The organism is Thiohalobacter thiocyanaticus (genome assembly GCF_002356355.1).
In the GTDB taxonomy this organism is placed as follows: Bacteria; Pseudomonadota; Gammaproteobacteria; order Thiohalobacterales; family Thiohalobacteraceae; genus Thiohalobacter; species Thiohalobacter thiocyanaticus_A.
Window position 1 is genome coordinate 1,956,533 of the sequence record NZ_AP018052.1, and the last position, 25,603, is coordinate 1,982,135.

The 25,603-nt window shown below is 64.4% G+C and carries 23 protein-coding genes and 1 tRNA gene; 12 read left to right on the top strand and 12 right to left on the bottom strand.

Features of this window, described 5'->3' with window-relative positions; translation table 11 throughout:
• The 6 genes from CFK21_RS09035 to CFK21_RS09060 all read right to left on the bottom strand — a co-directional run bounded on the left by CFK21_RS09035 (position 1) and on the right by CFK21_RS09060 (position 9,813).
• Positions 1-1,818 carry an AMP-dependent synthetase/ligase gene (locus tag CFK21_RS09035; RefSeq protein WP_096366355.1) on the bottom strand — a complete coding sequence of 606 codons (1,818 nt, stop codon included), beginning with the start codon at positions 1,816-1,818 and terminating at the stop codon, positions 1-3.
• Positions 1,819-1,823: 5 nt separating this feature from the next.
• Positions 1,824-3,854 carry a 3-hydroxyacyl-CoA dehydrogenase NAD-binding domain-containing protein gene (locus tag CFK21_RS09040; protein WP_096366356.1) on the bottom strand — a complete coding sequence of 677 codons (2,031 nt, stop codon included), beginning with the start codon at positions 3,852-3,854 and terminating at the stop codon, positions 1,824-1,826.
• Positions 3,851-5,140, bottom strand: coding sequence for an acetyl-CoA C-acetyltransferase (locus CFK21_RS09045; protein WP_096366357.1), 1,290 nt, complete (start codon positions 5,138-5,140; stop codon positions 3,851-3,853). The genes CFK21_RS09040 and CFK21_RS09045 overlap by 4 nt, the downstream gene beginning before the upstream one ends.
• Positions 5,137-7,494, bottom strand: coding sequence for an acyl-CoA dehydrogenase (locus tag CFK21_RS09050; RefSeq protein WP_172844282.1), 2,358 nt, complete (start codon positions 7,492-7,494; stop codon positions 5,137-5,139). Before CFK21_RS09050 ends, CFK21_RS09045 begins: the two co-directional genes overlap by 4 nt.
• A gap of 38 nt (positions 7,495-7,532) precedes the next feature.
• Complete coding sequence (locus CFK21_RS09055) at positions 7,533-8,453, bottom strand: YiiX/YebB-like N1pC/P60 family cysteine hydrolase (RefSeq protein ID WP_096366359.1); 921 nt, start codon at positions 8,451-8,453, stop codon at positions 7,533-7,535.
• 235 nt (positions 8,454-8,688) lie between these two features.
• The gene (locus tag CFK21_RS09060; RefSeq protein WP_096366360.1) at positions 8,689-9,813 is read right to left on the bottom strand and encodes an aminotransferase class V-fold PLP-dependent enzyme; all 1,125 of its coding nucleotides are present in this window, start codon (positions 9,811-9,813) and stop codon (positions 8,689-8,691) included.
• A 170-nt stretch (positions 9,814-9,983) separates the two neighbouring features.
• Between CFK21_RS09060 and prxU the strand changes: the two genes are divergently transcribed.
• The 5 genes from prxU (at position 9,984) to selD (ending at position 15,436) form a co-directional block, all read left to right on the top strand.
• Positions 9,984-10,703 carry a thioredoxin-dependent peroxiredoxin gene (prxU, locus tag CFK21_RS09070; protein WP_255405008.1) on the top strand — a complete coding sequence of 240 codons (720 nt, stop codon included), beginning with the start codon at positions 9,984-9,986 and terminating at the stop codon, positions 10,701-10,703.
• A 126-nt stretch (positions 10,704-10,829) separates the two neighbouring features.
• Positions 10,830-12,230: an L-seryl-tRNA(Sec) selenium transferase gene (selA, locus tag CFK21_RS09075; RefSeq protein ID WP_096366363.1), complete on the top strand. Its 1,401-nt coding sequence runs from the start codon at positions 10,830-10,832 to the stop codon at positions 12,228-12,230.
• Positions 12,221-14,149 (top strand): selenocysteine-specific translation elongation factor, encoded by a 1,929-nt coding sequence (gene selB, locus CFK21_RS09080; protein WP_096366364.1) that lies wholly within the window; start codon positions 12,221-12,223, stop codon positions 14,147-14,149. Before selA ends, selB begins: the two co-directional genes overlap by 10 nt.
• A 16-nt stretch (positions 14,150-14,165) precedes the next feature.
• Positions 14,166-14,261, top strand: a tRNA-Sec gene (locus tag CFK21_RS15225).
• 113 nt (positions 14,262-14,374) lie between these two features.
• A complete protein-coding gene (selD, locus tag CFK21_RS09085) occupies positions 14,375-15,436 on the top strand; it encodes a selenide, water dikinase SelD (RefSeq protein ID WP_096367559.1) in 1,062 nt (353 codons plus the stop codon).
• Positions 15,437-15,749: 313 nt separating this feature from the next.
• On the opposite strand, the gene CFK21_RS09090 is transcribed toward selD, so the two are convergent.
• The 5 genes from CFK21_RS09090 to CFK21_RS09110 all read right to left on the bottom strand — a co-directional run bounded on the left by CFK21_RS09090 (position 15,750) and on the right by CFK21_RS09110 (position 18,579).
• The gene (locus CFK21_RS09090) at positions 15,750-16,043 is read right to left on the bottom strand and encodes a GIY-YIG nuclease family protein (protein WP_096367560.1); all 294 of its coding nucleotides are present in this window, start codon (positions 16,041-16,043) and stop codon (positions 15,750-15,752) included.
• 114 nt (positions 16,044-16,157) lie between these two features.
• Entirely contained in the window at positions 16,158-16,826 is a 669-nt protein-coding gene (locus tag CFK21_RS09095; protein WP_096366365.1) for an SOS response-associated peptidase, read from the bottom strand.
• A 178-nt stretch (positions 16,827-17,004) separates the two neighbouring features.
• The gene (locus tag CFK21_RS09100; RefSeq protein ID WP_157745559.1) at positions 17,005-17,238 is read right to left on the bottom strand and encodes a hypothetical protein; all 234 of its coding nucleotides are present in this window, start codon (positions 17,236-17,238) and stop codon (positions 17,005-17,007) included.
• Between the two features lie 5 nt (positions 17,239-17,243).
• Positions 17,244-17,786: a macro domain-containing protein gene (locus CFK21_RS09105; protein ID WP_096366367.1), complete on the bottom strand. Its 543-nt coding sequence runs from the start codon at positions 17,784-17,786 to the stop codon at positions 17,244-17,246.
• Between the two features lie 49 nt (positions 17,787-17,835).
• The gene (locus CFK21_RS09110; protein ID WP_096366368.1) at positions 17,836-18,579 is read right to left on the bottom strand and encodes an SDR family NAD(P)-dependent oxidoreductase; all 744 of its coding nucleotides are present in this window, start codon (positions 18,577-18,579) and stop codon (positions 17,836-17,838) included.
• Positions 18,580-18,745: 166 nt separating this feature from the next.
• Here CFK21_RS09110 and CFK21_RS09115 point away from each other — a divergent pair, with 166 nt between their 5' ends.
• The 7 genes from CFK21_RS09115 to CFK21_RS09145 all read left to right on the top strand — a co-directional run bounded on the left by CFK21_RS09115 (position 18,746) and on the right by CFK21_RS09145 (position 24,207).
• Entirely contained in the window at positions 18,746-19,303 is a 558-nt protein-coding gene (locus tag CFK21_RS09115) for a cytochrome b (RefSeq protein ID WP_096366369.1), read from the top strand.
• A gap of 86 nt (positions 19,304-19,389) precedes the next feature.
• Positions 19,390-19,971 (top strand): YceI family protein, encoded by a 582-nt coding sequence (locus tag CFK21_RS09120; RefSeq protein WP_096366370.1) that lies wholly within the window; start codon positions 19,390-19,392, stop codon positions 19,969-19,971.
• Positions 19,972-20,106: 135 nt separating this feature from the next.
• The gene (locus tag CFK21_RS09125) at positions 20,107-20,580 is read left to right on the top strand and encodes an ATP-dependent zinc protease family protein (protein WP_096366371.1); all 474 of its coding nucleotides are present in this window, start codon (positions 20,107-20,109) and stop codon (positions 20,578-20,580) included.
• A complete protein-coding gene (gene rimK / locus CFK21_RS09130; RefSeq protein WP_096366372.1) occupies positions 20,577-21,482 on the top strand; it encodes a 30S ribosomal protein S6--L-glutamate ligase in 906 nt (301 codons plus the stop codon). Before CFK21_RS09125 ends, rimK begins: the two co-directional genes overlap by 4 nt.
• Positions 21,483-21,496: 14 nt before the next feature.
• Entirely contained in the window at positions 21,497-22,573 is a 1,077-nt protein-coding gene (locus CFK21_RS09135) for a succinylglutamate desuccinylase/aspartoacylase family protein (protein ID WP_096366373.1), read from the top strand.
• A 9-nt stretch (positions 22,574-22,582) separates the two neighbouring features.
• Entirely contained in the window at positions 22,583-23,314 is a 732-nt protein-coding gene (locus tag CFK21_RS09140) for a protein kinase domain-containing protein (RefSeq protein WP_096366374.1), read from the top strand.
• Positions 23,315-23,328: 14 nt separating this feature from the next.
• A complete protein-coding gene (locus CFK21_RS09145) occupies positions 23,329-24,207 on the top strand; it encodes a PP2C family protein-serine/threonine phosphatase (RefSeq protein WP_096366375.1) in 879 nt (292 codons plus the stop codon).
• Positions 24,208-24,398: 191 nt separating this feature from the next.
• Here the strand turns inward: CFK21_RS09145 and sat are convergent, their stop codons facing one another.
• Positions 24,399-25,589 carry a sulfate adenylyltransferase gene (sat, locus tag CFK21_RS09150; protein ID WP_096366376.1) on the bottom strand — a complete coding sequence of 397 codons (1,191 nt, stop codon included), beginning with the start codon at positions 25,587-25,589 and terminating at the stop codon, positions 24,399-24,401.
• Positions 25,590-25,603: the final 14 nt, after the last annotated feature.

Below are 25,603 nucleotides of genomic sequence, written 5' to 3' on the forward strand. Positions count from 1 at the left end.
TCAATGTCCTGCGTACATGCGGTCGATGTCCCCGGCCGCCTCTGCCGCCACCTTGTCGCGGCGCAGCTTCAGCGTCGGTGTCAGCAGGCCGGACTCGATGGTCCAGGCCTCCCGGTAGCAGGTGATGCCATGGATCTGGGCATAACCGGGGAAGGTCTTGATCTGTTCCCTGACGCGGGCCTCGGCGAGGGATTTGAACGGCTCGGTATTCAGCACGCCGGGCGTATCCGGGTCCACGTTCAGGCGTTTGAGTTCCAGCTGAGCCTGATCCGGGTTGACCACGATCAGCGCCGTCAGGAAGGGATGGCCATCGCCCAGGACCATGACCTGATCGAACAACGGATCCATGGAGATGGCCATCTCCATGTCCCCGGGCGGCACCTTCTCGCCGTTGGACAGGACGATGATCTCCTTGCAGCGGCCGGTAATCCAGACCCGGTCGCGCGCGTCCATGCGCACCTTGTCGCCGGTGTGCAGCCAGCCGTCGTCATCGATCATGGCCGCGGTCGCCTCCGGGTTGTCCCAGTAGCCCAACATCACGCCGGGACTGCGCACCAGCAGTTCGTCGCCTGCACCCAGCCGCACCTCGACATCGGGCAGCGGCAGGCCGGCGCTGTCGGGCACGTTGTCCTCCAGGGTGCTGGCACACAGCACCGGGCTGGTCTCGGTCAACCCGTAGCCCTGCAGCAGATTCAGCCCCAGCCCGACGAACAGCCGTGAGACCCGCGGCGGCAGGGCCGCGCCGCCGCTGATGGCAAGGCGCATGCGCCCGCCCAGTTTCTGCATCACCTTGCGCGCCACCAGCGCATCGAGCAGCGGCCAGGCCAGCAGGGCGGGGGACCAGCCGGTCCGGCCCTGGCGGTATTCGAACCGGCGCCAGCCCACCGTGACCGCGCTGTTGAACAGCGCCCGCGCGACCGGCGACTTCTCCTCCAGCTGGGCCTGGATCCTGTTGTACACGCGCTCGAAGATGCGCGGCACCGAGATCAGCACCGTGGGCCGGATCGCCAGCAGGTCCTCGGCCAGTTCGGGAATGGAGCGGTTGTAGGCCACCGCCGCGCCGCACATCATGCTCAAATAATAACCCACGGTGCGTTCGAAGGTATGCGACAGCGGCAGGAAGGACAGGAACAGATCGTCGGGGTAGACCGCTGCCATGCGCTGCGAGGCATGGGCGTTCCACAGGATGTTGACATGGCTGAGCATCACGCCCTTGGGCCGGCCGGTGGTACCCGAGGTGTAGACGATGGTGGCAAGCGTATCGGGATCGAGCGGCGCGACCTGCACCGCCTCGGCCGGGTCGGCATCGGTTTCCGGTCCGAGCCAGTCCTCCAGGCACCGCAGCCGCGGTTCATGGCCCGGGTCGCGGCAGCGCCGCACGCTGAGGATACGCAGCAGAAAGCCCAGCTCACCGCGCACCGGCTTGAGCAGATCCCAGTGCTCGTCGTCGCCGATCAGCAGCAGCTTCACCCCGGCGTTCTGCAGGATATAGGCGATGTTCTCGGCCCGGTCCTGGGTATAGAGGGGCACCATCACCAGCCCCAGCCCCGAGGCGGCGATATCGAACTGCACCCACTCGGGGGCGTTGCGCAGCATCAGGGCGACACGGTCCCCGGCCTCCAGATCCTCGCGGCGCAGTGCGGCCTGCCAGCGTGCGATGCGCAGGGCCATCTGATTCCAGCTCAGACTTTCCCAGCTGCCACTGTCGGGATTGTGATAACGGTAGGCCTCGGCGTCGCCGGAACGCCGCACCCGCTCCCGGAACAGGCCGGCCAGGGTGCCGGCTTCCTCCGGCGTGATGACATCGCGTTCTTTCATCTGAGTCAATCCGTCTCCTGTCGCTGCTCCCACCAGGGATCGGGGGCGAAGCGCCCGCCGTGGCGGGCCTCCAGATCGTGCAACTCTACCAGAATGGCCCCGGCGCTCCGATCGTCGGCATAGTGCATGGGGCCGCCGCGGAAGGGGGCGAAGCCGGTGCCGAAGATCATGCCGGCATCGAGCAGATCGCCGTCCTCGACCACACCCTCGCGCAGACAGGCGGCGGCCTCGTTGAGCAGCCGCAGCACCAGACGCGATTCGATATCCGTTGGTGCAGCACTGCCGCTGTCCCGGGTCTTGATCTGTTTGTCCTTGTGATAACGGTAGAAGCCGCGGCCCGACTTCTTCCCCAGATGGCCGTCCGCGACCAGTTGCTCCAGCCGCGCCGGCATGGCCAGGCCGAAGGCCTCGCCCAGAATGCGCGCCACGTGCAGGCAGATATCCAGGCCCACCGTGTCGGCCAGGGTGATGGGCCCCATGGGCATGCCGAAGGCCTCGGCGGCGGCATCGATGCGCGCCGGCGGCACGCCTTCCTCCACCAGTTCCACCGCCTCCAGCAGATAGGGCATGAGGATGCGGTTGACCAGGAAGCCCGGTTTGCTTGCCACCGGCAGCGGCAGGCGGTCGATGGCGCGGGTGAAGGCCAGGGCGCGGTCGACCACCTCCGGCGCGGTCTTCTCGCCGCGCACCACCTCGACCAGCTGCATGCGCGCCACCGGGTTGAAGAAGTGCAGACCAACCAGCCGCTGCGGCCGCGCCATCACTGACGCCAGTTCCTCCAACGGGATGCTGGAGGTATTGGTGGCGAGCAGCGCATCCGACTTCATCCGCGGCTCGATCGCCTGATAGAGCTGCTGCTTGGCCTCGCGGTCCTCGAAGATGGCCTCGATCACCACATCGGCATGCTCGACATGCTGCCCCCGATGGTCAGGGATCAACCGGTCCAGGGCGGCGGTGATCTCGCGCTGTATCTTCAGGCGCTTGCGGAACAGTTTCCCGGCGCGGCCGATGGCCGGGGCGATGCGCGCGGGGGACTGGTCCTGCAGGGTCACGCGCCAGCCCTGCAGGGCGCACCAGGCGGCGATGTCGCCGCCCATCACCCCGGCGCCGATGACATGCACGTGGGTGGGATCCGATTTATTCCCCTTGGCCAGTCCCTTGAGCCGGTCCTGCAGGAAGAAGACCCGCACCAGGTTCTGCGCCGTGTCGCCCCGGATCAGGTCGGCGACCGACTCGGCCTCGGCGTCCAGCATGGCACGGCGGTCGTCGCCGTGCTTCACCCACAGGTCGAGCAGGGCATAGGGGGCCGGGTAATGCTCGGGCCGGGCCTTCGCCGCCACCTTGCGCCGCATGAAGGCCGCCAGCAGCGGGCGCGCCAATCGGTGGTTGGCGGCGCGCTTCCACCAGGCCAGGCGGGGCAGGGCACGGGCCTCCTGCAGCAGGGTGCGCGCCGCGGTCTGCGCATGGCGCTCGGGCACGGCATGCTGCACCAGCCCCAGCCGCCGCGCCTGACGGGCCGAGACACTGCGCCCGGTCAGCATCAGGTCCAGTGCGGCCGGTGCGCCGATGGCGGCGATGGAACGCACACTGCCGCCGAAGCCGGGATGGATGCCGAGACGTACCTCGGGCAGACCGAGCCGGGTATTGGGCACATCCACCGCAATGCGGTAACGGCACGCCAGCGCCAGCTCCAGCCCGCCGCCCAGGCAGAAGCCCCGGATCAATGCCAGCGTGGGGCAGGGCAGGGCCTCCAGCCGGTCGCAGGCGGCCTGGCCACGGCGGATCAGTTCCAGCGCCTGGTCGCGGGATTCCAGATCGGTGAAGGCGCGCACATCGGCGCCGGCGATGAAGCCGTTGGGTTTGGCCGAGCGGATGACCAGACCGGCGGGCGGCGACTGTTCCAGCTGTTCCAGGGCCTGATTGAATTCCTCCAGCACCTGTTCAGTGAGTACATTGGTGCCGGCGTCGTGCCGATCCAGCGTCAGCCAGGCAATGCCGGCGGCATCGGTATCGAGCCTCCAGTCCTGCCAGCTCATGCCTGCACCTCCGGACGTTCCAGCAGCAGGGCGCCGCCCTGGCCGCCGCCGATGCACAGCGAGGCCACGCCACGCCGGACCTGCTCACGTTCCAGCACCTGCAGCAGGTGCAGCACGATGCGCGTCCCGCTGGCGCCGACCGGATGGCCGAGACTGACACCGCCGCCGTCGATGTTGAGCCGCTCGCGCGGGATGGGGTCGAAGGCGTTGTCGAGGCCGAGTTCCTCCCGGCAGTAGCCCGCATCCTGCCAGGCCGCCAGACAGGCCAGCACCTGGGCGGCGAAGGCCTCGTTGATCTCCCAGTAGTCGATATCCTGCGTTGTCAGTTCATGGCGCTGCAGCAGCGGGGCCATGGCATGCACCGGGCCCAGGCCCATCTGCCCCGGGTCCAGGCCGGCCCAGTGGCTGTCGACGATGCGGGCGCGCGGAGTGAGGCCGTGGCGCTCCACCGCGGCTTCCGAGGCCAGGATCAGCCAGGCCGCGCCATCGGTGACCTGGGCGCTGTTGCCGGCGGTGACACTGCCGAAGGGGCGGTCGAACACCGGCCGCAATGCTGCGAGTTGTTCCAGTGTGGTGTCGCGGCGCAGGCCGTCGTCCTCACACCAGTAGCGACCGTCGGGCGCATACAGCGGCTCGACCTCGTCCATATGCCCGGCATCATAAGCCGCGCCCAGGCGTTGATGACTGTGCAGGGCGTACTCGTCCATCGCCTCGCGGCTGATACCGAAGCGGTGCGCCAGCACCTCCGCGGTCTGGCCCATGGAAAGGCCCACCACCGGATCGGTCAGTCCGCGCAGCAGACCGATCACCGGTTTCAGGTGACCGGGGCGCAGCCGTGTCAGCTGTTTTGCGCGCGCGCCCAGGGAACGCGCCCGCATCCAGCCGCCCAGCCAGGCCACCATGGCGTGGCTCCAGAGCACCGGCGCGTGGCTCATGGCCTCGATGCCGCCGGCCAGCACCAGTTCGGAGCGGCCCAGGGCGATGTTGCGCAGGCCGGTGTCCAGCGCCTGCAGGCCCGAGGCGCAGTTGCGCTGCACGGTGAAGGCCGGCACCCGTTCGCCGCAGCCAAGCCGGAGCGCAACCACGCGGGCGATGTTGGCCTCGTCCGGGCCGGGCATGACGCAGCCGGCGATGACTTCATCGAGCCTATCCGGGGCAAACGGCTGCCGCAGCAGCAGGGAGCGCCCCGAATGCACGGCCAGATCGGCGGCCGCGAAGGGGCCGGGTGCGTTGCGGGCCTTGAGAAAGGGGGTGCGCAGTCCGTCGACAATATAGACCGGTGTCATCCTGCCTCCGCCTGGGTTGTGGGTATTGGTGTCCGGATACGGTCAGGGTTGTGGCCCAAGTCTGCCGGGTCGAAGGCATCGACCGCAATGACCTCGTGCCGCGCGGCGACGGCCGCGCGCACCCTGTCCGCGTCCGCTGCAGTGATCACACCCGCAGCGAGCGCGGCCTCCAGCCGCTGCTCCGGATCGCCGCTGTCCACCCGGCCCGCCTGCATCGCCGCGCGGATGCGCCGCAGCACCGGCTCGGCCTGCACACTCAGGGTCAGGGCAGTTTCCAACCGGTTCAGGGTCGCGTCAGGAGACTCGGGCAGAAACAGCCCGGCGGTCAGCCGATCGCGTGCTTCGCCGGGACGCAGCAGCAACTCCACCACCTGATCACACAGGGCATCGGAAGGCGGAGCGTAACTGCGGCCCAGCGGGAACAGCCACAGCCTCAGCAATCGGCCCAACCAGCGGTTGGGAAGGTTGTCGCACAATGCCAGCAACGCCTCCTGGGCGCGATGGGCGCATTCGCGCCAGGCCCATTCCACCAGCGGCCGGTCGGCCTCCGGACAGCCCTGGTCGTGGAACTGCTTGAGCGCAGCACTGCCGAGATAAAGGTTGCTCAGCACGTCGCCCAGCCGGGCCGAGAGGCGTTCGCGGCGCTTGAGGCTGCCGCCGAGGGTGAACATGGCCAGATCGGCACTGAGGGCGAAGGCCGTGCTCAGGCGGGTGAGTTGGCGATAGGCGACCACGGGCTCACCCCGCGGGCGGAAACCCAGCCGCTGCAATCGGGCGCCGGTCAGACCGTACCAGAGACAGCGCACGGCATTGCCCAGGCCCCAGCGCAGATGCGCGGTCAGGGCGCGGTCGAAGGCGAGCAGACCGGCCTCGGCGTCCGGATCCTGCACCGCCTCAAGTTCGCGCAGCACATAGGGATGGCTGCGCAACGCGCCCTGACCGAAGATGATCATGCTGCGGGTGAGGATGTTGGCGCCCTCGACCGTGATGCTGATGGGCACGGCCTGATACACCCGGCCGAGGAGATTGCGCGGTCCGAGGCAGATGCCGCTGCCGCCATGGATGTCCATGGCATGGTTGACCGTCTCGCGCATGCGTTCGGTCAGGTGATACTTGACGATGGCGGAGACCACCGCGGGCTGCTCGCCATTGTCCAGTGTGCTGCAGGTGAAGTCGCGCGCCGCCTCCATCAGATAGGTATTGCCGCCGATGCGCGCCAGCGCCTCGGCCACGCCCTCGAAGCGGCCGATGGGCTGACGGAACTGCCTGCGCACCGCGGCATAGGCGCCGGTGGCGCGCGAACAGAGCTTGCCCGCACCGGTGGCCAGCGCCGGCAGCGAGATGGAACGGCCGTCGGCCAGGCATTCCATCAGCATGCGCCAGCCCTGGCCCAGGCCGTCGCGGCCGCCGATGACCTGGTCGATCGGAATGAAGACATCATGGCCACGGTTGGGACCGTTCTGGAACGCCGAATTGAGCGGATAGTGGCGCCGGCCGATCTCCACCCCGGGCGCGTCGGTGGGAATCAGGGCCAGGGTGATGCCGAGATCCGGCTCACTGCCCAGATGGCCATCGGGATCGTAGAGATGAAAGGCCAGGCCCAGCAGGGTCGCCACCGGCCCCAGGGTGATGTAGCGCTTGTCCCAGTTCAGCCGGATGCCGAGCACCCGTTCGCCATCGAGCTCACCGAAGCACACCACCCCGGTATCCGGAAGGGAGGCGGCATCCGAACCGGCCTCGGGACCGGTCAGGGCGAAGCAGGGCACCTCCTCGCCGCGGGCCAGGCGCGGCAGGTAATGGTCCTTCTGTTCAGCAGTACCGTAGTGCAGCAGCAGCTTGGCCGGGCCCAGCGAGTTGGGCACCATCACTGTGACCGCCGCGGTCAGGCTGCGGCTGGCGATCTTCATCACCACCCGGGAATGGGCCTGGGCGCTGAATTCCAGGCCGCCGTACTGGCGGGGGATGATCATGCCGAAGAAGCCCTGCTGCTTGATGAAGTCCCAGACCTCGGGGGCGAGATCCGCGTCCTCGTGGGTGATGCGCCAGTCGTCCAGCTGCCGGCACAGATCCTCGACCGGGCCGTCGAGAAATGCCTGCTCGTGTTCGCTGAGTTCAGAGACGGGATAGCGGTGCAGGGCGTTCCAGTCGGGGCGGCCACTGAACAGTTCACCGTCCCAGCCCACGGTGCCGGCCTCCAGCGCCTCGCGCTCGGTCTGCGACAGGGGCGGCAGCACCCGTTTGAAGGTTCGGAACAAGGGCCGCATCAACAGGCGGCGGCGCCAGTCGGGTAGTCCTGTGAGCAGCGCCAGCCCAATCAGTGCCGCTGCCAGGATCCACAGCATTGTGCCCTGCATTGAAAACCTCCCGTCACCAGAGCATAGAAGTCTGGCAGTCAGCCGCGATCGACCTCCACGGAAACCGCTTCGCCCTCGTTCACGGAGTTCGGCGGCGGCGGGATGCCCTGCGGATACTGTCTGGCCACGTTCAGATCAAGCAGACGGACCATGCGATCGCGCCGGTCCCGGCAGATGTACTCCTCCTCCCAGGGCAGGTCGCGATACAGGGCCCGGTCCTTGAGACCCGGACAGGGATACTTGATGATCTCGAAATAGGGCGAGTAGTCGAAATCCCGCGGCGTATACAGGCGCGCATTGCGCTTGTACAGCCGCAACTCACCGTCCTCGCGCCGCTGCATCACGGGCAGCACGGGAAAATGCACGTCATTGAAGGCCGCCGCCAGCATGGAGGAGCAGACCGTACGGGTGGGGATGCCGGCGTTGTGCTCGAACAGCGACGAGCGCCACTGTCGCGGCAGCACGCCGTAGGGGAACAGGAAGCGCGCCAGGTCCAGCAGCTGGCGGATGTCGTACTCGCAGCCCAGGTGGCTGACCGCAAAGCGGATCACCCTCTGGGCATCACTCCGGGACAACCCCGTGGGCCGGCAGATGCGCAGATGATCGCGGCGATACTTGTGCAGCGGATGGACAACGGTGCCTTCGCCCAGCAGGGCCTCGATCACCAGCGGGTCGTTGGGATCGCCGTCGTAGAGATAGGAGACGTGCTCGCGCACACTGGGATCGTCGATATCGGCCAGCCGGCCGATGTAGAGCGCGGAATGGGTCCAGGGACTCTGGGTGAGGTTCTTGATGACATGGCTGACCCGGGCGCGGCCCTCCACCAGCAGCACATCGGCAGGACGGATCTCGTAGCTGAGGCGTTCGTAGTCACACAGCGGGGTCTGCTCGGCGGACGACTCTTGCGTCAGCCAGCGGGTGATACGGGCGGCGATCCAGGCCTTCAGTCCTCGCGCCATTGCGCTGCTCCCGGCCGTGCCTTGTGCCTGTAGGATTTGACCCCTTGAACAACCGAAGGTTGCCTTACCTTAAATATAGCGGCCTGGCTGGAGTAGAACTGAATACCCTGAAATCCGATACATATTATGTTGTTATGCCGGCCGCAAGTCAATCAAGCAACAATGACACTTACATTATTCCTCTTCACTGCCGCGCAGGCGGGAATGACGGAAAGAATGAGTGCGTTGAGAGCCGTTACAGCAAGTCGAGAAAGCGCTTGATTACACTCAACGGCATGTAGGCATGCGGCGACACCCGGATGCCGCCGGCGCGCTGAGCGCACTGCACCCCTGCCGTGCGCAGGCGCTGGAACAGATCGTCCACCGGCTCCTGCAACGGCCGGAAGGTGACAATGCCGGCCAGGCGGTCCGGCTGGGTGCGGGTGATCAGGGCATAGCGATCGGGCTGCGCCTGCAGCGCCGAGACGATTTGCTGCGAGCGCTGCAGCACCGCCGCGCCGACCCGATCCATGCCGATTTCCTCCAGCAGCGACAGGCTGGCCTCCAGCGCATAGATACCCAGCATGTTCGGACTGCCGCATTCGAACCGGCGGGCATCGGAGGCCACCTGCCAGTCGGGATTGTCGAAGTTGCCGGGCTCGGCCAGCATGTGCCAGCCGTACTCCAGCGGCTGCAATGTCTGCAGCAGTTCGCGACGGCAGTAGAACAGCGCCAGCCCCTCCGGCGCCAGCATCCACTTGTGCCCGTCGGCGACCACGAAATCCGCCCGCGCCGCGCGCACATCGAAGGGCAGGGCGCCGATCTGCTGAATGGCATCGACGCAGAACAGCACCTCGGCCTCCTCGCAGTGGCGGCCGATCCGCCGCAGGTCCAGCCGCAGCCCGGTGCCGTACTGCACCGCGCTGATGGCCACCAGGCGGGTGCGGTCGTCGACCTGATCGATCACCGCCTGTTCCGGGTCTTCGCCCGAGACATCGGCATAGCGGACCACGACGCCGCGCGGCCGGAGCGACTCCCAGACCACCCGGTTGGAGGGGAACTCCTGGTTGCTGATGACCACATTGTCGCCGGCCTGCCAGTCCAGCCCGGCAGCGATGAAGGACAGGCCCTCGGAGGTATTTTTCAGCAACGCGATCTCATCGCTCCCACGTGCCCCGATCAGCCGCTGCAGCCGTTCGCGCAGCCGCTGCTCGGTCTGCTGCCAATGCAGGTAGTGGCGCGAACCCTCATGCAGGTTCTCATCCGCAAAGGCCTGCACGGCCGCCGCCGTTCGCCGCGGCCAGGGCGAGACCGCGGCATGATTGAGATAGATCAGATCGGGCGCGAGTTCAAACTCGGCCTCCAGTTCGGTAATTTGCATGCAATTCTTCCTGATCAGGGCCGATTCGGCTCCAGCTTGCCATGGCGCCGGCCGGACTGGCAATTGGCTGTCACCAAAGGGTTGGCCGATCCCAGCCGGTGTCGCTTGACACAAGCGGGGGCATGAACAATGATCACAGTGTCCCTGGCGCCAAGCGAGAGGAAATGCCAATGGCTGAAGAGGAATCTGTAAGCTGCGCCCGGGTGACGAGCTCGGTTGCCGGCGAATCGCCGCCGGAATCGTCAGCGTCGCCCGAATCCACCATCAGAGAAGAGGTACCCAGGATGAGTGTACGTGTCGGACAGAAAGCCCCCGATTTCACCGCACCCGCCTATCACAAGGGCAGCTTCACCAATGTGACGCTGTCGGAGTTTGCCGGCAAGTGGGTGATGCTCTGTTTCTACCCCGGTGATTTCACCTTCGTCTGAGCTACTGAAGTGTCGGCGGTCGCCGCGAATTATCAGAAGCTCCAGGATCTGGGGGTTGAAGTCATCTCGGTCAGCGTGGACAGCCACTTCGTCCACAAGATCTGGAATGATGAGGAACTGAGCAAGATGGCCGATGGCGGTGTGCCATTCCACATGGTCGCCGATCAAGCCGGCAATGTCGGCCGGGCCTATGGATGCTGGGACGAGAGCCAGGGAGTCGAACTCCGCGGTCGTTTCATCATCGATCCCGACGGGGTCATCCAGGCCATGGAGGTGCTCACCCCGCCGGTCGGGCGCAAGCTCGCCGAAACGATACGCCAGATCCAGGCCTATCAGCACGTGCGCGCCACCCAGGGCAAGGAGGCCTGCCCCGCAGGCTGGGAACCGGGCAAACCCACTCTCAAGCCCGGGCCGGATCTGGTCGGCAAGGTGTGGGAGGTCTGGAACCCCTCCATGGAATAAGTCCGGCGCTGCTGCAGGCAACCGGCACCTCGAGACCCCGTCCCCAGTGGCGGTGTTTTTCTTTGGGTGACTGCAGCATGAGTTGTGCTATTCTGCGGGTGAGGTTTCTGTCCAGTTGGATGAAACATGCATCAACTCTCCAAACTGCCGTCCGTCAGCCGCATCCTCTCTGACACGCAAATCGCTGCGCTCGTGGATAGCCACGGGCAGACCGTCGTTACCCGGATCGTGCGTGACACCCTGTCCGCTGCCCGCGCCGCCGCCCGCACCGGCGAGCCTGTTCCCGATGTAACGAGCCTGGTCTCCAGGGTCGCCGACACCGCCCAGACGTTGGCCATGCCGCGCCTGCGTCCGGTCTACAACCTCACCGGCACGGTACTGCATACCAATCTCGGTCGAGCCCTGCTGCCGGAAGAGGCCGTCACCGCCCTGGTCACGGCCGCCCGCAGCCCCTGTGCGCTGGAGTACGACATCGAGGACGGCGGCCGCGGCGACCGCGATGACGTGGTCGCTGAATTGTTGTGCGAACTTACCGGCGCCGAGGCCGCGACCGTGGTCAACAACAATGCCGCCGCCGTGTTCCTGCTGCTCAATGCCCTGGTGCGGAAGAAGAAGAAAAAGGTCATCGTCTCGCGCGGAGAACTGATCGAGATCGGTGGCGCCTTCCGGATACCCGACATCATGCAGCGCGCCGGCGCAGACCTGGTCGAGGTCGGCACGACCAACCGCACCCATCTGACGGACTTCCGCGCCGCGATCACCAGACGCACGGCCATGCTGATGAAGATTCACACCAGCAACTACGCGATCCAGGGCTTCACCCATGCCGTTCCCGAACGTGAGTTGGCCGAACTGGCGCATGCGCATGAACTGCCCTTTATCGTCGACCTCGGCTCCGGCACCCTGACCGGGCTCGAGCGCTGGGGACTGCCGCACGAGCCCACGCCGGGCGAAAGCATTGCCGCCGGCGCCGATCTGGTGACCTTTTCCGGGGATAAGCTGCTCGGCGGTCCGCAGGCCGGATTGCTGGTCGGCCGCCGGGATCTGATCAAGCGGATCAAACGCAACCCGCTCAAGCGGGCACTACGTGTCGGCAAACTCACCCTGGCCGCGCTCGAGGCCGTGCTGCGGCTGTACCGTGATCCCGACCGCCTGGCGGAACGCCTGACCGCGCTGCAGCAGCTGACCCGCCCCGAAGCCGAGATCCGTGCCGCGACACAGCGCCTGCTGCCGGATGTGCAACGCGCCCTGAATGCACTGCCGGTAACGGTGGAAATCGTGCCGCTGCAGTCCCAGATCGGCTCCGGCTCGCTGCCCGTGGACCGATTGCCCTCGGCCGGTCTCGCCGTCAGGCCGCAGGGAAGGAAAAGCGGCGTGCTGCATCGCATCGAGACCGGTCTGCGCGAATTGCCGCGCCCGGTGATCGGCCGCATCGAAGATGGGGCGCTGCTGCTGGATCTGCGCTGCCTGCAGCGTCAGGAAGAAGACGGATTCCGGGCCAATCTCGCCCGTTTGTCATGCTCATAGGCACCGCCGGCCATATCGATCACGGCAAGACCACGCTGCTCAAGGCACTCACCGGCGTGGATGCCGACCGACTGCTGCAGGAAAAGGCCCGCGGCATCACCCTGGATCTCGGCTACGCCTACACACCGCTGACCGATGGCTCGGTACTCGGTTTCGTTGACGTACCCGGGCACGAAAAGCTGATCCGCAACATGCTTGCCGGCACGACCGCGATCGACTTCGCCCTGCTGGTGATCGCCGCCGACGACGGACCGATGCCGCAGACCCGCGAACACCTGGAACTGCTGGAACTGCTGGATATCGGGCAGGGAGCCGTCGCCCTGACCAAGACGGATACCGTCACAGCAGAGCGCCTTGAGCAGGTACGACAGGAAGTGGCCGATCTGCTGACCGGCACGGTGCTGGCGGCGAGTCCGGTTTTTCCCGTATCCGGGCGGACGGGGGAGGGCGTGGCGGCGCTGCGCAGCCACCTCGAGGCCACAACCGCTGCAATCAGCCGACCGCCGGCCGCAGGGCGTTTCCGTCTCGCCATCGACCGCTGTTTCGCGCTCTCCGGCGTCGGCACGATCGTGACCGGTACCGCCCATGCCGGCGCCGTTGCCGTGGGCGACAGGCTCAGCCTGGCGCCGGCGGGAGTCACGGCCCGGGTACGCGGCCTGCACGTGCAGGATCGGCCGGCCGAACGCGGGCAGGCGGGGGACCGCTGCGCGCTGGCGCTCAAGGGCAACTTCGACCGCCGCGACATCCGCCGCGGGATGTGGCTGGTCGATCCCGCGCTCGCCGTTTCACTGTCCCGCTTTCAGGCCGAACTGCGCGTGCCTGCCGGCCAGGCGGCGCTCAGACACATGCAAACCGTGCATGTGCATCTGGGCACCGACGATATCATCGGTCGGGTGGCATTGCTCGACGGCAAACGCGCCGAGCCGGGGCACACCGCGCTGGCAGAGATTCTGCTGGAGCGGGAAACCCTGTGTCTGCGCGGCGACCGCATCATCCTGCGCGATGCGGGCGCCCGGCGCACCGTCGCGGGGGGCAGGGTGCTCGACATTCATCCCCCTGCACGCCACAAGCGCAGCCCCGAACGGCTGCGCCTGCTGGACAGCCTGCGCAATGACGACCCGGCCGCCGGTCTGGAACTGATGGCAGACCAGTCCGCTACCGGCGTCGATCTGCACCGGTTCACTCTGAACTGGAATCTCGATGAGGCGCAGGCCAGAACGCTGTGGCAGCGGGCGGGCCTGCGCGTGGTCGAGGCGGGCGAATCCGCGATCGGCCTTTCGCAGGCAGCCTGGGACGGGCTCCGGCAGCGGCTGCTGGAGACCCTGGCCCGGGAACACGAACGCTCACCGGACATGATCGGTGTCGAGGCCGGACGGCTGCGCCGCATGACGGCCGTCAATCTGCAGCGCCCTGTTTTCGACGTCCTGGTGGACGAACTGCTGACCTGCGGAGCGATTGCGCAGACGCGGGCCTGGCTGCACCTCCCTGAGCATCACGTCAGCGTGAGCGACGACGACCGTGCACTGTTCAGCGAATTGAAGCCGCTGCTGCAAGCCGCCCCTTACAATCCCCCGCGCGTGCGCGACATCCACAAGGCGACGGGTATCCCCGAACCCGCCGTGCGGCAGCTGTTCAAGCGCCTCGCCCGTGCCGGTGAACTCTATCCCGTCGGCCACGATCACTATTTCACCGCCGGCGCCGTGGCGGAACTGGCCGCCATCGTCGCGCGACTCAACACAGAGCAGGGCGCCGCTCGCGCCGCCCCCTTCCGCGACATTCTCTTCCCCGAGGGCGGGGGAGGCCGTAAGGTGGCCATCCGGATTCTCGAGTTCTTCGACCGCATCGGTTACACTCGGCGCGAGCGCGATGACCATGTGCTGCGCGACAGCACGGCTGCGCTGCAATGGAGCGTGCGGTGACACGCATCAGATCCCTGGAAGAGATCGTTCCCCGGTGGGGCGCCCGGTCTTCAAAACCGGGAGGGGCTGTCAAGCGGTCCCTGGTAGGTTCGACTCCTGCTCTCTTCCGCCAATTCCCCGCCTGCCGATACATCTATCAGGACTCCGCCAGTGCCCACGTGCGGCGGCTGTTGCTGATGCGGTTTCGGACTGAATGACACCCTGGTCAAGGAGCTGATCATGTTCATGGATAACCCCGCAGAAAAGACCCGACCCACCATCCGTCTGACCGAATACAGCCACGGCGCCGGCTGCGGCTGCAAGATCGCCCCCAAACTGCTGGAGGAAATCCTCGCCAGCGATGCCACTGTCCCTGTCGATCCGCGGTTGCTGGTGGGCAATGACTCCAGGGATGATGCCGCTGTGTACGACCTCGGCAACGGCAGCTCCGTGATTTCCACCACGGACTTCTTCATGCCTATCGTGGACGACCCCTTCGAATTCGGCCAGATCGCGGCCACCAATGCCATCAGCGACATCTACGCCATGGGCGGCCGCCCCCTGATGGCCATCGCCATCTTCGGCTGGCCGATCGCCAAACTCGGGCCGGAGGTCGCCCGCGCCGTGATCGACGGTGGTCGCAGGGCCTGTGAACTGGCCGGCATCACTCTCGCAGGCGGGCATTCCATCGATGCGCCCGAGCCCATCTTCGGGCTGGCGGTCACTGGCAGTGTCGAAAACGGGTTTCTCACCCGCAACGATACGGCGGAGCCCGGCTGCCGGCTCTATCTGACCAAGCCTCTGGGCATCGGCATCCTGACCACGGCGCAGAAGCAAAAGAAGCTACAGCCGGAACACATCCGCCTGGCACCCGACACCATGTGCCAGCTCAATGATATCGGCGCCGAACTCGGCCGGCTCGACGGCGTCAGGGCCATGACCGATGTCACCGGCTTCGGCCTGCTGGGACACCTGCTGGAGATGTGCGAGGGCAGCGGTGTCTCGGCCCGCATCGATTACGCCGCCGTGCCCAAACTGCCCGAAGTCGAGCACTACCTGGAACTGGGCTGTTCGCCGGGTGGCGCACAACGCAACTTCGACAGCTACGGCCACAAGGTCGGCGTCCTGTCCGAGAACAGACGCAGGATCCTGTGTGATCCCCAGACCTCCGGCGGTCTGCTGGTGGCCGTTGCGCCGCAGGCGGAACCGGAATTTACTGCGCTGGCCCGTTCATTCGGTCTCAACGATCTCCGTCCCATCGGCAGCCTGCTGGAAAGGGAGCACGGCCCGGTTGTCGAAGTGGAATGACCCCCCGGCTATCGACTACTGATGCTCGTTTCGGCCTGTTCATAACTTCGCATAATGTATATTATGTTAAATAACAAGCACGGCTCACTCAATCCAGCTGTTTGTGTTGTTACAACCTAACCTTGGCAAACCTACAAGCTAAATCTGGCAACTGTTGCAACCTAAATCGGCAACGCGGCCTAATGGAAACGCAAGATCAGGCAATATTGCTCCGTGTTTTGAGCCACTCTCGTTGCGCAAACTTCCGATGCCGACCAGAAGCGGTCTCTGATTACCCGTCATTGCGAGGAGCGAAGCGACGTGGCAATCTCCTTCAGCCACAAATTTCCTCGAAAAGATCCCGCCATACCGGGTTTCCATCCTCTATCAACGCAACTTTCGCTTTTCTCGGCCTGCCCTTCAGCTGCTTCTCTCTTTCAATGGCCAGGTCCATTGTTTCAAAAAGCTCAAACCAGATCAGTCGCGTTACATTGTATTTTGCAGTAAATCCTCTGACTGCTTTGCTTTTATGTTCCCAGATGCGCTTTGGAAGATTGCTGGTGACGCCAATATACAGCGTGCCATTCGGCCGGTTGCATAGGATATAAACAGCAGGTTGCTTTTCCATTTCGTCATCCTTGACGATGATGGTTCGGCTGTATCTTTGGGAGATTGCCACGTCGCTGCGCTCCTCGCAATGACGTGGAACTTTTAACGTCCGCTGTGTGCCCGTTAGCACACTTTATTCTGTCTGTTTAATCACTTTTGGAGAATCCTCACGGGTGTAATAACCAACCGGATAGCCTTCCCAATCCCCCGCCTGCGCCGTTGCTAATACAGTCTTCAATTCCTCGACCCCTGTTGACGGGTCCAACCACTGCCCCCATGTCGACGGCGACAATATCGCCGGCATCCGCGCATGCACCTCGCCGACAACGGCATTGGCCTCGACCGTGACTATCGCACAGGAGTCGACTCCCTCCCCTGCTTCGTCATGTGGCTCCCAGCGTCCCCACAGGCCCGCCATGAAGAAGGGCTCACCGTCTTTGCGGTGGAAGTAATACTGCGGCTTGCGCTTCTCCCCGGTGTCTCTGGGTTCATAGAAGCCGTCCGCCGCAATCAGGCAGCGGAAGTGGCGGAATGGAAACTGCCACAGCCGGCTCGTCGCCAGGGTCTCCGCCTTGGCGTTGATGGTGGAGTATTTTGTCCTGGGTTCTTTCTCGAAGGGCGGGATGTAGGGCCAGTGCAGGGAGGTCAGCTCACGCTCACCAGTCGGATCCAGGTGACAGGCCAGGACGGACTGGCCCGGCAGGATATTGTAGCGAGGCGGGAGCGAGCCGACCTGGCAACGGGCCCGGGCAAGGGCGGCAAAGCGCTCAGGGGGCGTGATCCTGGCGAAGCGTCCACACATACCGTGTCATAACCATTTGATTCTTATATGTGTCCATCATACCCAACCCGCGCCCCGCTGCCCAGGGATTTCATGCCCCCTGAATAACTGTATATTCATACAGTGTGTATCGCCATTCTATATTTTCACGAGGGCCGGGCGGCAGACAGGCGCCCCTGTGTATTAACAAAAGGATTGTTCATTCGTTTTCCGTGGGCCTGGAAACCCCGGTGAACTTGAAAATGAGCTTGCTCAGGTAGCGTTCGGTCGGACGGAACACATACGCTGCGGCGGCGGGCATTATCGCGAAGAAGAACCGCTCTTCAGTATCCTGCGCGACGAACAGCACCAGCAGCACGACAATGACGAGCGTAATCAGTGCATATATCACCCAGGCCATCCTGAGATGGGATTGATATCTGTCGTTTTGCATGTTTTTCACCTGGTTCCCTTCAACTCATCCAGCACCTGATTGTATACCGCCAGATCCGAGGGCTGAAACAGCACACATCGAATCTGCTTCAGCTGTGTCAGTTTCTGTGCTGCAGCGGTCATGACGCCCAGCGCGATCCTGGTCGCCGCTTCCAGCGGGTAGCCGAACACACCGGTGGAGATGGCCGGAAAGGCAATCGATTCGATCCCGTTCTGCTCCGCCAGCTGCAGTGCCCGGCGATAGCAGCCGGCAAGCAGTTCATCGGCGGGCTCATCCACACCGTAGACCGGTCCCAGGCAGTGGATCACATACTTGTTCGGGAGGTTGTGCGCACTGGTGATCACGGCCTGACCGGGTTTGATGGGCGCCAGCGACCGGCACTCCTCGTCCAGGCCCGGGCCGGCGGCGCGGTGGATGGCGCCGGCCACGCCGCCGCCGGGGCGCAGCTGGGCGTTGGCGGCATTGACGACGGCGTCCATGTCGGCCTGGCTGGCGATGTCGCCAAGGGTGCACTCGATGGTGACGTTGTTGATGGTGCGGTGGGTCATGGTTTCCTCCTTATGTCCCCCCTCCTTGATCCTCCCCCATCAAGGGAGGCTAGCGCTTCTGGCGGGCCTGCATCAGGGCGGCGTATTCCTCGGGAGCGATGAGCTGGCGGATATCGACGAAGCTGCCGCTGTCGAATGTCTTCAGTCTGCCCACGACCTCCAGCACCCGTTCCGCCGCCGCGCGCGGGCCGGGCATGGTATCGGTGCCGCGGGCGGCGCGGATCCGACCCAGGGCCGGATATTCCCCGGGATCGGGCTCGACACAGAGATAGTCCATCATGGCGGTGTCGATCAGGCCGGGGGCGATGGCCGCGAGATGGGTATCCGGAAACTCATGGGAATACAGCCGCAGCAGCATGTTGAGTGCGGCCTTGGAGATGGCGTAGCCGTTCCAGCCCTTGTTGCCCAGCACGGCCGCCCCCGAGGAAATGCCCACGATCTGGTCGACTGCAATACCGAAATCCAGCAGCCAGTCCAGGATGATCTTGTTGGACCAGACATTGATGTCCATGCTGCGGCCCAGTTCCTCCAGCGAGGTGTCGTGCATGGGTTTGATCCGGCCCAGGATGCCGGCATTGAGGATGACCAGGTCCAGGCGCTCAACGCCGGCCAGCAGCTGTTCCAGGGCCGCCGGCACCGTCGCGAAATCGCCCAGATCGCAGCGGACGTCATGCACCCCCTCCAGGTCACAGCCGCGGCGGCTGCAGCCGTAGACCTCCCAGCCCCGGGCCAGGGCCGCTGCGCTGAAACCACGGCCGAGGCCGCTGCTGTTGCCGGTGATGAACAACCTCATACAGACTCCTGTTGTGCATGGTGCATACGATGATTCTGTCCTTGTGACAGTGGCGCTCGCAAGCACTCTTTGTTGCAATAATAAGAACAATATTTTCATAAACAGGTAATTAATTCATATTTTCACAATAGTTATACTCTCTGTCAGATGAACCGGGAGAAGCGACATGCTCCGTAACACCTCAACAGGCTATGGCTGGATCAGCATCCTGCTGCACTGGCTGGTGGCGCTCGTCATCATCGGACTGTTCGCGCTGGGATTGTGGATGACGGATCTGACCTATTACGATCCCTGGTACCGCGAGGCGCCGGCCATTCACAAATCCGTCGGGATACTGCTGTTCCTGGCAATTGTGCTGCGCCTGGCCTGGCGCTGGTGCAACCCGCGGCCTGTCCCGCTGTCGAATCACAAGCCCTGGGAGCGGCAGCTGGCGCACTGGACACATGTGCTGCTCTATGCCCTGCCCCTGCTGGTGATGGTCAGCGGCTACCTGATCTCCACCGCCGAGGGCCGGCCGGTGGAGGTGTTCGGCTGGTTCAGCGTTCCGGCCACATTCAGCGGTTACGAGCAGCAGGAGGACATCGCCGGCGAGATCCACGAGATTCTGGCCTTCATCCTGATCGGCCTGGCCTCTGTGCATGCCCTGGCTGCGCTCAAGCACCATTACATCGACCGCGACCGGACCCTGCGGCGCATGCTGCGGAGCCGGAATGACATGACCTGAAAGGTTGAAAACCTGCAATTCACCATCCCGGCGCAGGCCGGAATGACGATGATCAAACCCTTCTCACCAACACAAGGAGATACACCATGAAAACCCGGACCCTGACAGCCGCCCTCCTCGCCAGTGTTCTCAGCCTGCCCGGCCTGGCCGCGGCGGCGGACTATGTCATCGACACCAAGGATTCGCATGCCTTCATCCAGTTCCGCATCCCGCACCTGGGTTACAGCATGCTGCTCGGCCGCTTCAACGAGTTCGAGGGCCGCTTCAGCTATGACGAGGACAAGCCCGAGGCCTCCAGTGTCGAGGTGGTGATCCAGACCGCCAGCATCGACTCCAACCATGCCGAGCGCGACAAGCACCTGCGCGGCGAGGACTTCCTGGAGGTCGGGAAATACCCCGAGGCCCGCTTCGTCAGCACCGGCTTCACCGAGCATGGCGACGATACCGCCACGCTGGAGGGCGAACTGACCCTGCACGGCGTCACCCGGCCCATCAGCATCGAGGTCGAGCACATGGGGCACGGCCCGGATCCCTGGGGCGGCTACCGCCGCGGCTTCACCGGCACCACCACCCTGAAACTGGCCGATTTCAACATCGACTACGACCTGGGTCCGGCCTCGCGCGAGGTGGAGCTGTTCCTGTCGGTGGAGGGGATTCGCCAGGACTGAATCGAGGCGAACGCCCCTCACCCGGCCCTTTTATGCCCTATGGGGGCTCCCCCTCCGGGGAGAGGGGATTCATTTACGGGCCGGCAGGACTGCCGGCCCGATTTTTTTGTCTGCCGTATCAGGCATAATGGCCGCATGACAGGCACCAAGACCACGGTCGGCTGGCGCGAGTGGGTGGCCCTGCCCGAGTTGGGCGTTCCCTATCTCAAGGCCAAGATCGACACCGGCGCGCGCACCTCGGCCCTGCATACCTTCCTGATCGAGCCCTTTGACGAGGACGGTGTGCGCAAGGTCCGCATCGGCCTGCACCCGCATCAGAACCGCAGCGACATCGAGCATTTCACCGTAGCCGAGGTCATCGACGAACGCTGGGTGAGTGACTCCGGCGGGCACCGGGAAAAACGCTATGTCATTCGCACCGAGTTGCGGCTGGGCGCGACGACCTGGCCGATTGAGGTGACCCTGACCAACCGTGATAACATGCGTTTTCGCATGCTGCTGGGACGAACCGCCATGGCCGGACGGCTTGTGGTGGATCCACAGTCTTCCTACCTGGCGGGTGAAAAACCCTCCGCCGGCAAACACCGACACGCACAGGATTCCGGATGAACATCGCTATACTCTCCCGCCGCGCCTCGCTCTACTCCACCCGGCGCCTGGTCGAGGCCGCCAAGGAGCGCGGCCACGAAGTGCGGGTGATCGACACCCTGCGCTGCTATATGAACATCGCCTCGCACAAGCCGGAGGTGCATTACAAGGGCGAGAACCTGAGCGGCTTCGACGCCGTCATTCCGCGCATCGGCGCCTCCATTACCTTCTACGGCACCGCCGTGCTGCGTCAGTTCGAGATGATGGGCACCTTCCCGGTCAACGAGTCCGTCGCCATCACCCGCGCCCGTGACAAGCTGCGCTCGCTGCAGCTGCTCTCGCGCCGCGGCATCGGTCTGCCGATCACCGGCTTCGCCCATTCGCCGGATGACGTCGAAGACCTGATCAAGATGGTCGGCGGCGCCCCGCTGGTAATCAAACTGCTGGAAGGCACCCAGGGCATCGGCGTGGTGCTGGCCGAGACCCGTCAGGCCGCGGAGAGCGTGATCGAGGCCTTCATGGGGCTGCGCACCAACATCATGGTGCAGGAATACATCGGCGAAGCCAGAGGCTCCGACATCCGCTGCTTCGTCATCGGCGACAAGGTGGTCGCGGCCATGAAACGTCAGGCCAAGGAGGGCGAATTCCGCTCCAACCTGCATCGGGGCGGCTCCGCCACCCTGATCAAGATCACCCCCGAGGAGCGTTCCACCGCGGTGCGCGCGGCCAGGATCATGGGGCTGAACGTGGCCGGTGTGGACATCCTGCGTTCCAATCACGGCCCGGTGGTCATGGAGGTCAACTCCTCGCCCGGCCTGGAGGGCATCGAAAGCGCCACCGGCAAGGACATCGCCGGGATGATCATCCAGTTCATCGAGAAGAACGCCAAGTTCGGCAAGACGGGCACCAAGGGCAAGGGCTGAGGACAGGGCCTGGCATGCAAGCCGATCCACTCCACATCAACGGCCGGAGCATTGCGCCCGGCACCCGCACCACGCTGGAGCTGCCCATCACCCGGCTCTACACGCACACGCCCATCACCATGCCGGTGCAGATCGTGCGCGGCAACAAGGCCGGGCCGCACCTGTTCGTCAGTGCCGCCATCCACGGCGACGAACTCAACGGTGTGGAGATCATCCGCCGGGTACTGCGCTCGGCGGCGCTGAAGCGCCTGCGCGGCACCCTGATCGCCGTGCCCATCGTCAATGTGCAGGGTTTTCTGCAGCACTCGCGCGAACTGCCCGATCAACGCGATCTCAACCGGGTCTTCCCCGGCTCCGAAAAGGGCTCGCTGGCGGCACGCCTGGCACACACCTTCATGGAGGAGATCGTCGGCAATTCCACCCACGGCATCGACCTGCACACGGGTGCGCGCCACCGCTTCAACCTGCCGCACATCCGCGCCAACATGCACCTGCCTGATACCGAGGCCATGGCCAAGGCCTTCGGCACGCCGGTGGTGCTCAACGCCGACATCCGCGACGGTTCGCTGCGTCAGGCCGCCACCGAGGCCGAGATCCCCACCCTGCTCTACGAGGCCGGCGAGGCACTGCGCTTCGACGAGGTATCCATTCGCGCCGGTGTGCGCGGTGTGATCAATGTCATGCATTACCTGGGCATGCTGCCGCCGTCGAGTCGGAAAAAGAAGCGTCCCCGGGCCGAACCGGTGATCGCCGAGTCCAGCGCCTGGGTGCGCGCCCCCGGCAGCGGCATCCTGCGCCCGCTGATCGGCCTGGGTGCGCGGGTGCGCAAGGGCGACGTGCTCGGCATCGTCTCGGACCCCTTCGGCAGCCAGGAACGCGAAATCAAGTCCACCTACGCCGGGATCGTGATCGGCCGGACCCATCTGCCCATGGCCTATGAGGGCGAAGCGCTGTTTCACATTGCCCGCTTCGAGACGGTCGAGGACGTCGCCGCCCAGGTCGAAGCCTTCCAGGCCACTTACCAGATGGAAGAGTCTCATCCCGGCACGGCGACGTTCAATGACGAACCCGAGCCTTCATCCAACGAGTGACCTGTCGCCATGGCCGTGCGCAAGGTGAAACCGATCCGAAGCTTCAATTTCAAACCCGGCCGCGTACTTGCCGGGAAATATGAAGTGGTCAGTTCGCTCGGCTCCGGCTGGGAAGGCGAGGTGTATCTGGTGGTGGAGAAGGACACCGGCATCGAACGCGCGGCCAAGTTCTTCTACCCGCAGCGCAACCCGAACAACCGCAGCCTGCTCTTCTATGCCAAGAAACTGCACAAGCTGCGCAACTGCCCGATCCTGATCCAGTACCATACCCAGGACAGCGTCACCCTTCAGCGTCAGCCGGTGAAGTTCATCGTCTCGGATTATGTCGAGGGCGAGCTGTTGTCCAACTTCATCGAGGAACAGCCAGGCCAGCGGCTGGATTATTTTCAGGGCCTGCATCTTCTCTATACCCTGGCCCAGGGCATCGAGAGCATTCATCACATGGGCGAGTATCACGGCGACCTGCATACCGATAACATCATCGTGCAGCGCGCGGGACTCGCATTCGAAGTCAAGCTGGTGGACATGTACCACTGGGGACCGCCGACGGCACAGAACATCCGCCAGGACGTATTCGATCTTGTCCGTATTCTCTATGATGTCCTCGGCGGTCAGCGTCACTACGCACGCCAGCCGCAGCCGGTAAAATCGGTCATCAACGGCCTGAAACGCACTTTGATATTGAAAAAATTCAAAACTGCGGGACAATTGAGAGAATATCTTGAAAATCTGTCCTGGTAACGACAACCAATAACATGAAAAAAAGGATTGAGCTGGATCAGCCGCTGTTGATTGAACAGCAGAACGAGGAACGTTTCTTTCACATCACTGCGAACTCGCTGGAAGTCATCGCCTACAGCGCGGTATCACCGGAGAAGGAGACGCCGAACGAAGACTGTCTGGCAATCATCCCGCTGGATGGCAGAGAGTGTATCCTCGCTATTGCCGACGGCGCCGGCGGCACCCGCCAGGGCGGTGACGCCTCCCGGCTCGCGGTCGCCGCTCTCGAGCAGGTGCTGCGCGAGAAATCACCGGAACAGGACGTCCGCGCCTGCGTGCTCAATGCCTACGAGCTGGCCAATACCCGCATCATGGAGCTCGGTGTCGGCGCCAGCACCACCCTGACCGTGATCGAATATGCCGACGGCCGCATCCGTCCCTATCATGCCGGTGATACCATGATCATGCATGTCGGGCTGCGCGGCCGCATCAAGTACCAGACCGTCCCCCACTCCCCCACCGGCTACGCCGTCGAGGCCGGGTTGCTGGAAGAGGATGCGGCACTGCATCACGAGGATCGTCACCTGGTGACCAATATCCTCGGCCATGAGGATCTGCGGGTGGAAATCGGCTCCTTTGTCGACATGGCCCGTCACGATACCATCGTCATCGGCAGCGACGGGCTCTATGACAACCTGTACAAGGAGGAGATCATCGAGCGCATCCGCAAGGGCCCGCTGAACCGCGCCGCGCGCCGGCTGGCCGCCGACGTGCGCGAACGCATGCTCACCGAGAGGCGCCGCCAGCCCAGCAAGGCGGATGACTTGAGTTTCATGCTGATCCGGCGGAAACCAGCAACACCTCAACGCAGAGGCGCAAAGGCGCAGAGTACGCAAGGCAAAGATCATGGTTAAACAGCGTCATTCCCGCGTAGGCGGGAATCCATAACCCGCTGTGGCGTCTGGATCCCCGCCTACGCGGGGATGACGCTACTCTTAGTGTTACAGGCAATATTTCGCAGCTTTGTTTCCGTCACGTCACTTGTGATGCACATAAATAAAAAAGCCGCCCGGAGGCGGCTTTCGTCTTTCAGACCGGACAGCCCTCAGGCATTCAGGCTCTGATAGTAGTCCATCAGGATCTTGGCCACCTCGGGGCGGGAGAACTCCTTCGGCGGCGCCTCGCCCTTGCCCAGCATCTCGCGCACCTTGGTGCCGGACAGCAGGACGAAGTCCTCCTTGGAATGGTCCGGCGCCTCGCACATCATCACCACCTTGTTGAGCTTCTTCGAATAGGCAGTGTGATCGGCCTTGAATATCTCGATCTCCAGCGCGCCTGCAGGCACCTCTTCGTCGAAGATGGTCTGGGCGTCGAAGGGACCATAGTAGTCGCCCACGCCGGCGTGGTCGCGGCCGATGATGAAGTGGGTCGCGCCCATGTTCTGGCGGAAATAGGCGTGCAGTACCGCCTCGCGCGGGCCGGCGTAGAGCATGTCGAAGCCGTAGCCGGTGATCATGGCGCTGTTGGGCGGGAAGTACAGTTCCACCATCTTGCGGATGGCGGCGTCGCGCACCGGTGCCGGGATGTCACCGGGCTTGAGCTTGCCCAGCAGCATGTGGATGACCAGACCGTCGCAGCCCAGGCGGTCCATGGCCATGCGACACAGTTCCTCGTGTGCGCGGTGCATGGGGTTGCGGGTCTGGAAGGCGACGACCTTCTTCCAGCCGCGTTCCTGGATCTCGTTGCGGATCTCGACCGCGGTACGGAAGGTATCGGGGAAATCGGTCTGGAAATAGCTGAAATTGAGCACCTGGATGGGACCGGAAATGGCATAGCGGCCCTGGGAATTGAAGGCGGCCACACCGGGGTGTTCCGTATCGCTGGTGCGGTAGACCTTCTCGGTCATCAGCTTCATCTGCTCGTCGCTGACTTCCTCGATCGCTTCGATGTCCTGCACGGCGATCACGGGCTGGCCCTCGACGTTGGGATCGCGCAGGGCGATGCGCTTGGCATCCTTGATGGCAGAGATGTCCTCGACCAGGTTGAGGATAGGCACCGGGAAGAACTGGCCCGAGGTGGTCTTCATGGATTCCGCGCAGCTGACCGCGTCAGCGACGTTCATGTAACCCGTCAGCGGGGTGAAGTAACCGCCGCCCATCATGACCGCGTTGCCGGCAGCCGCTGAACTGATCACGATGGAAGGCAGGCTTTCGGCCTCATGCATCAGGGCGTCATGCTTGTCCGAATCGTAGACGAACAGCGGCTTGAGGGTGTCGGATCCTATCGGCTTGATCATTGTCTTCTCTCCTG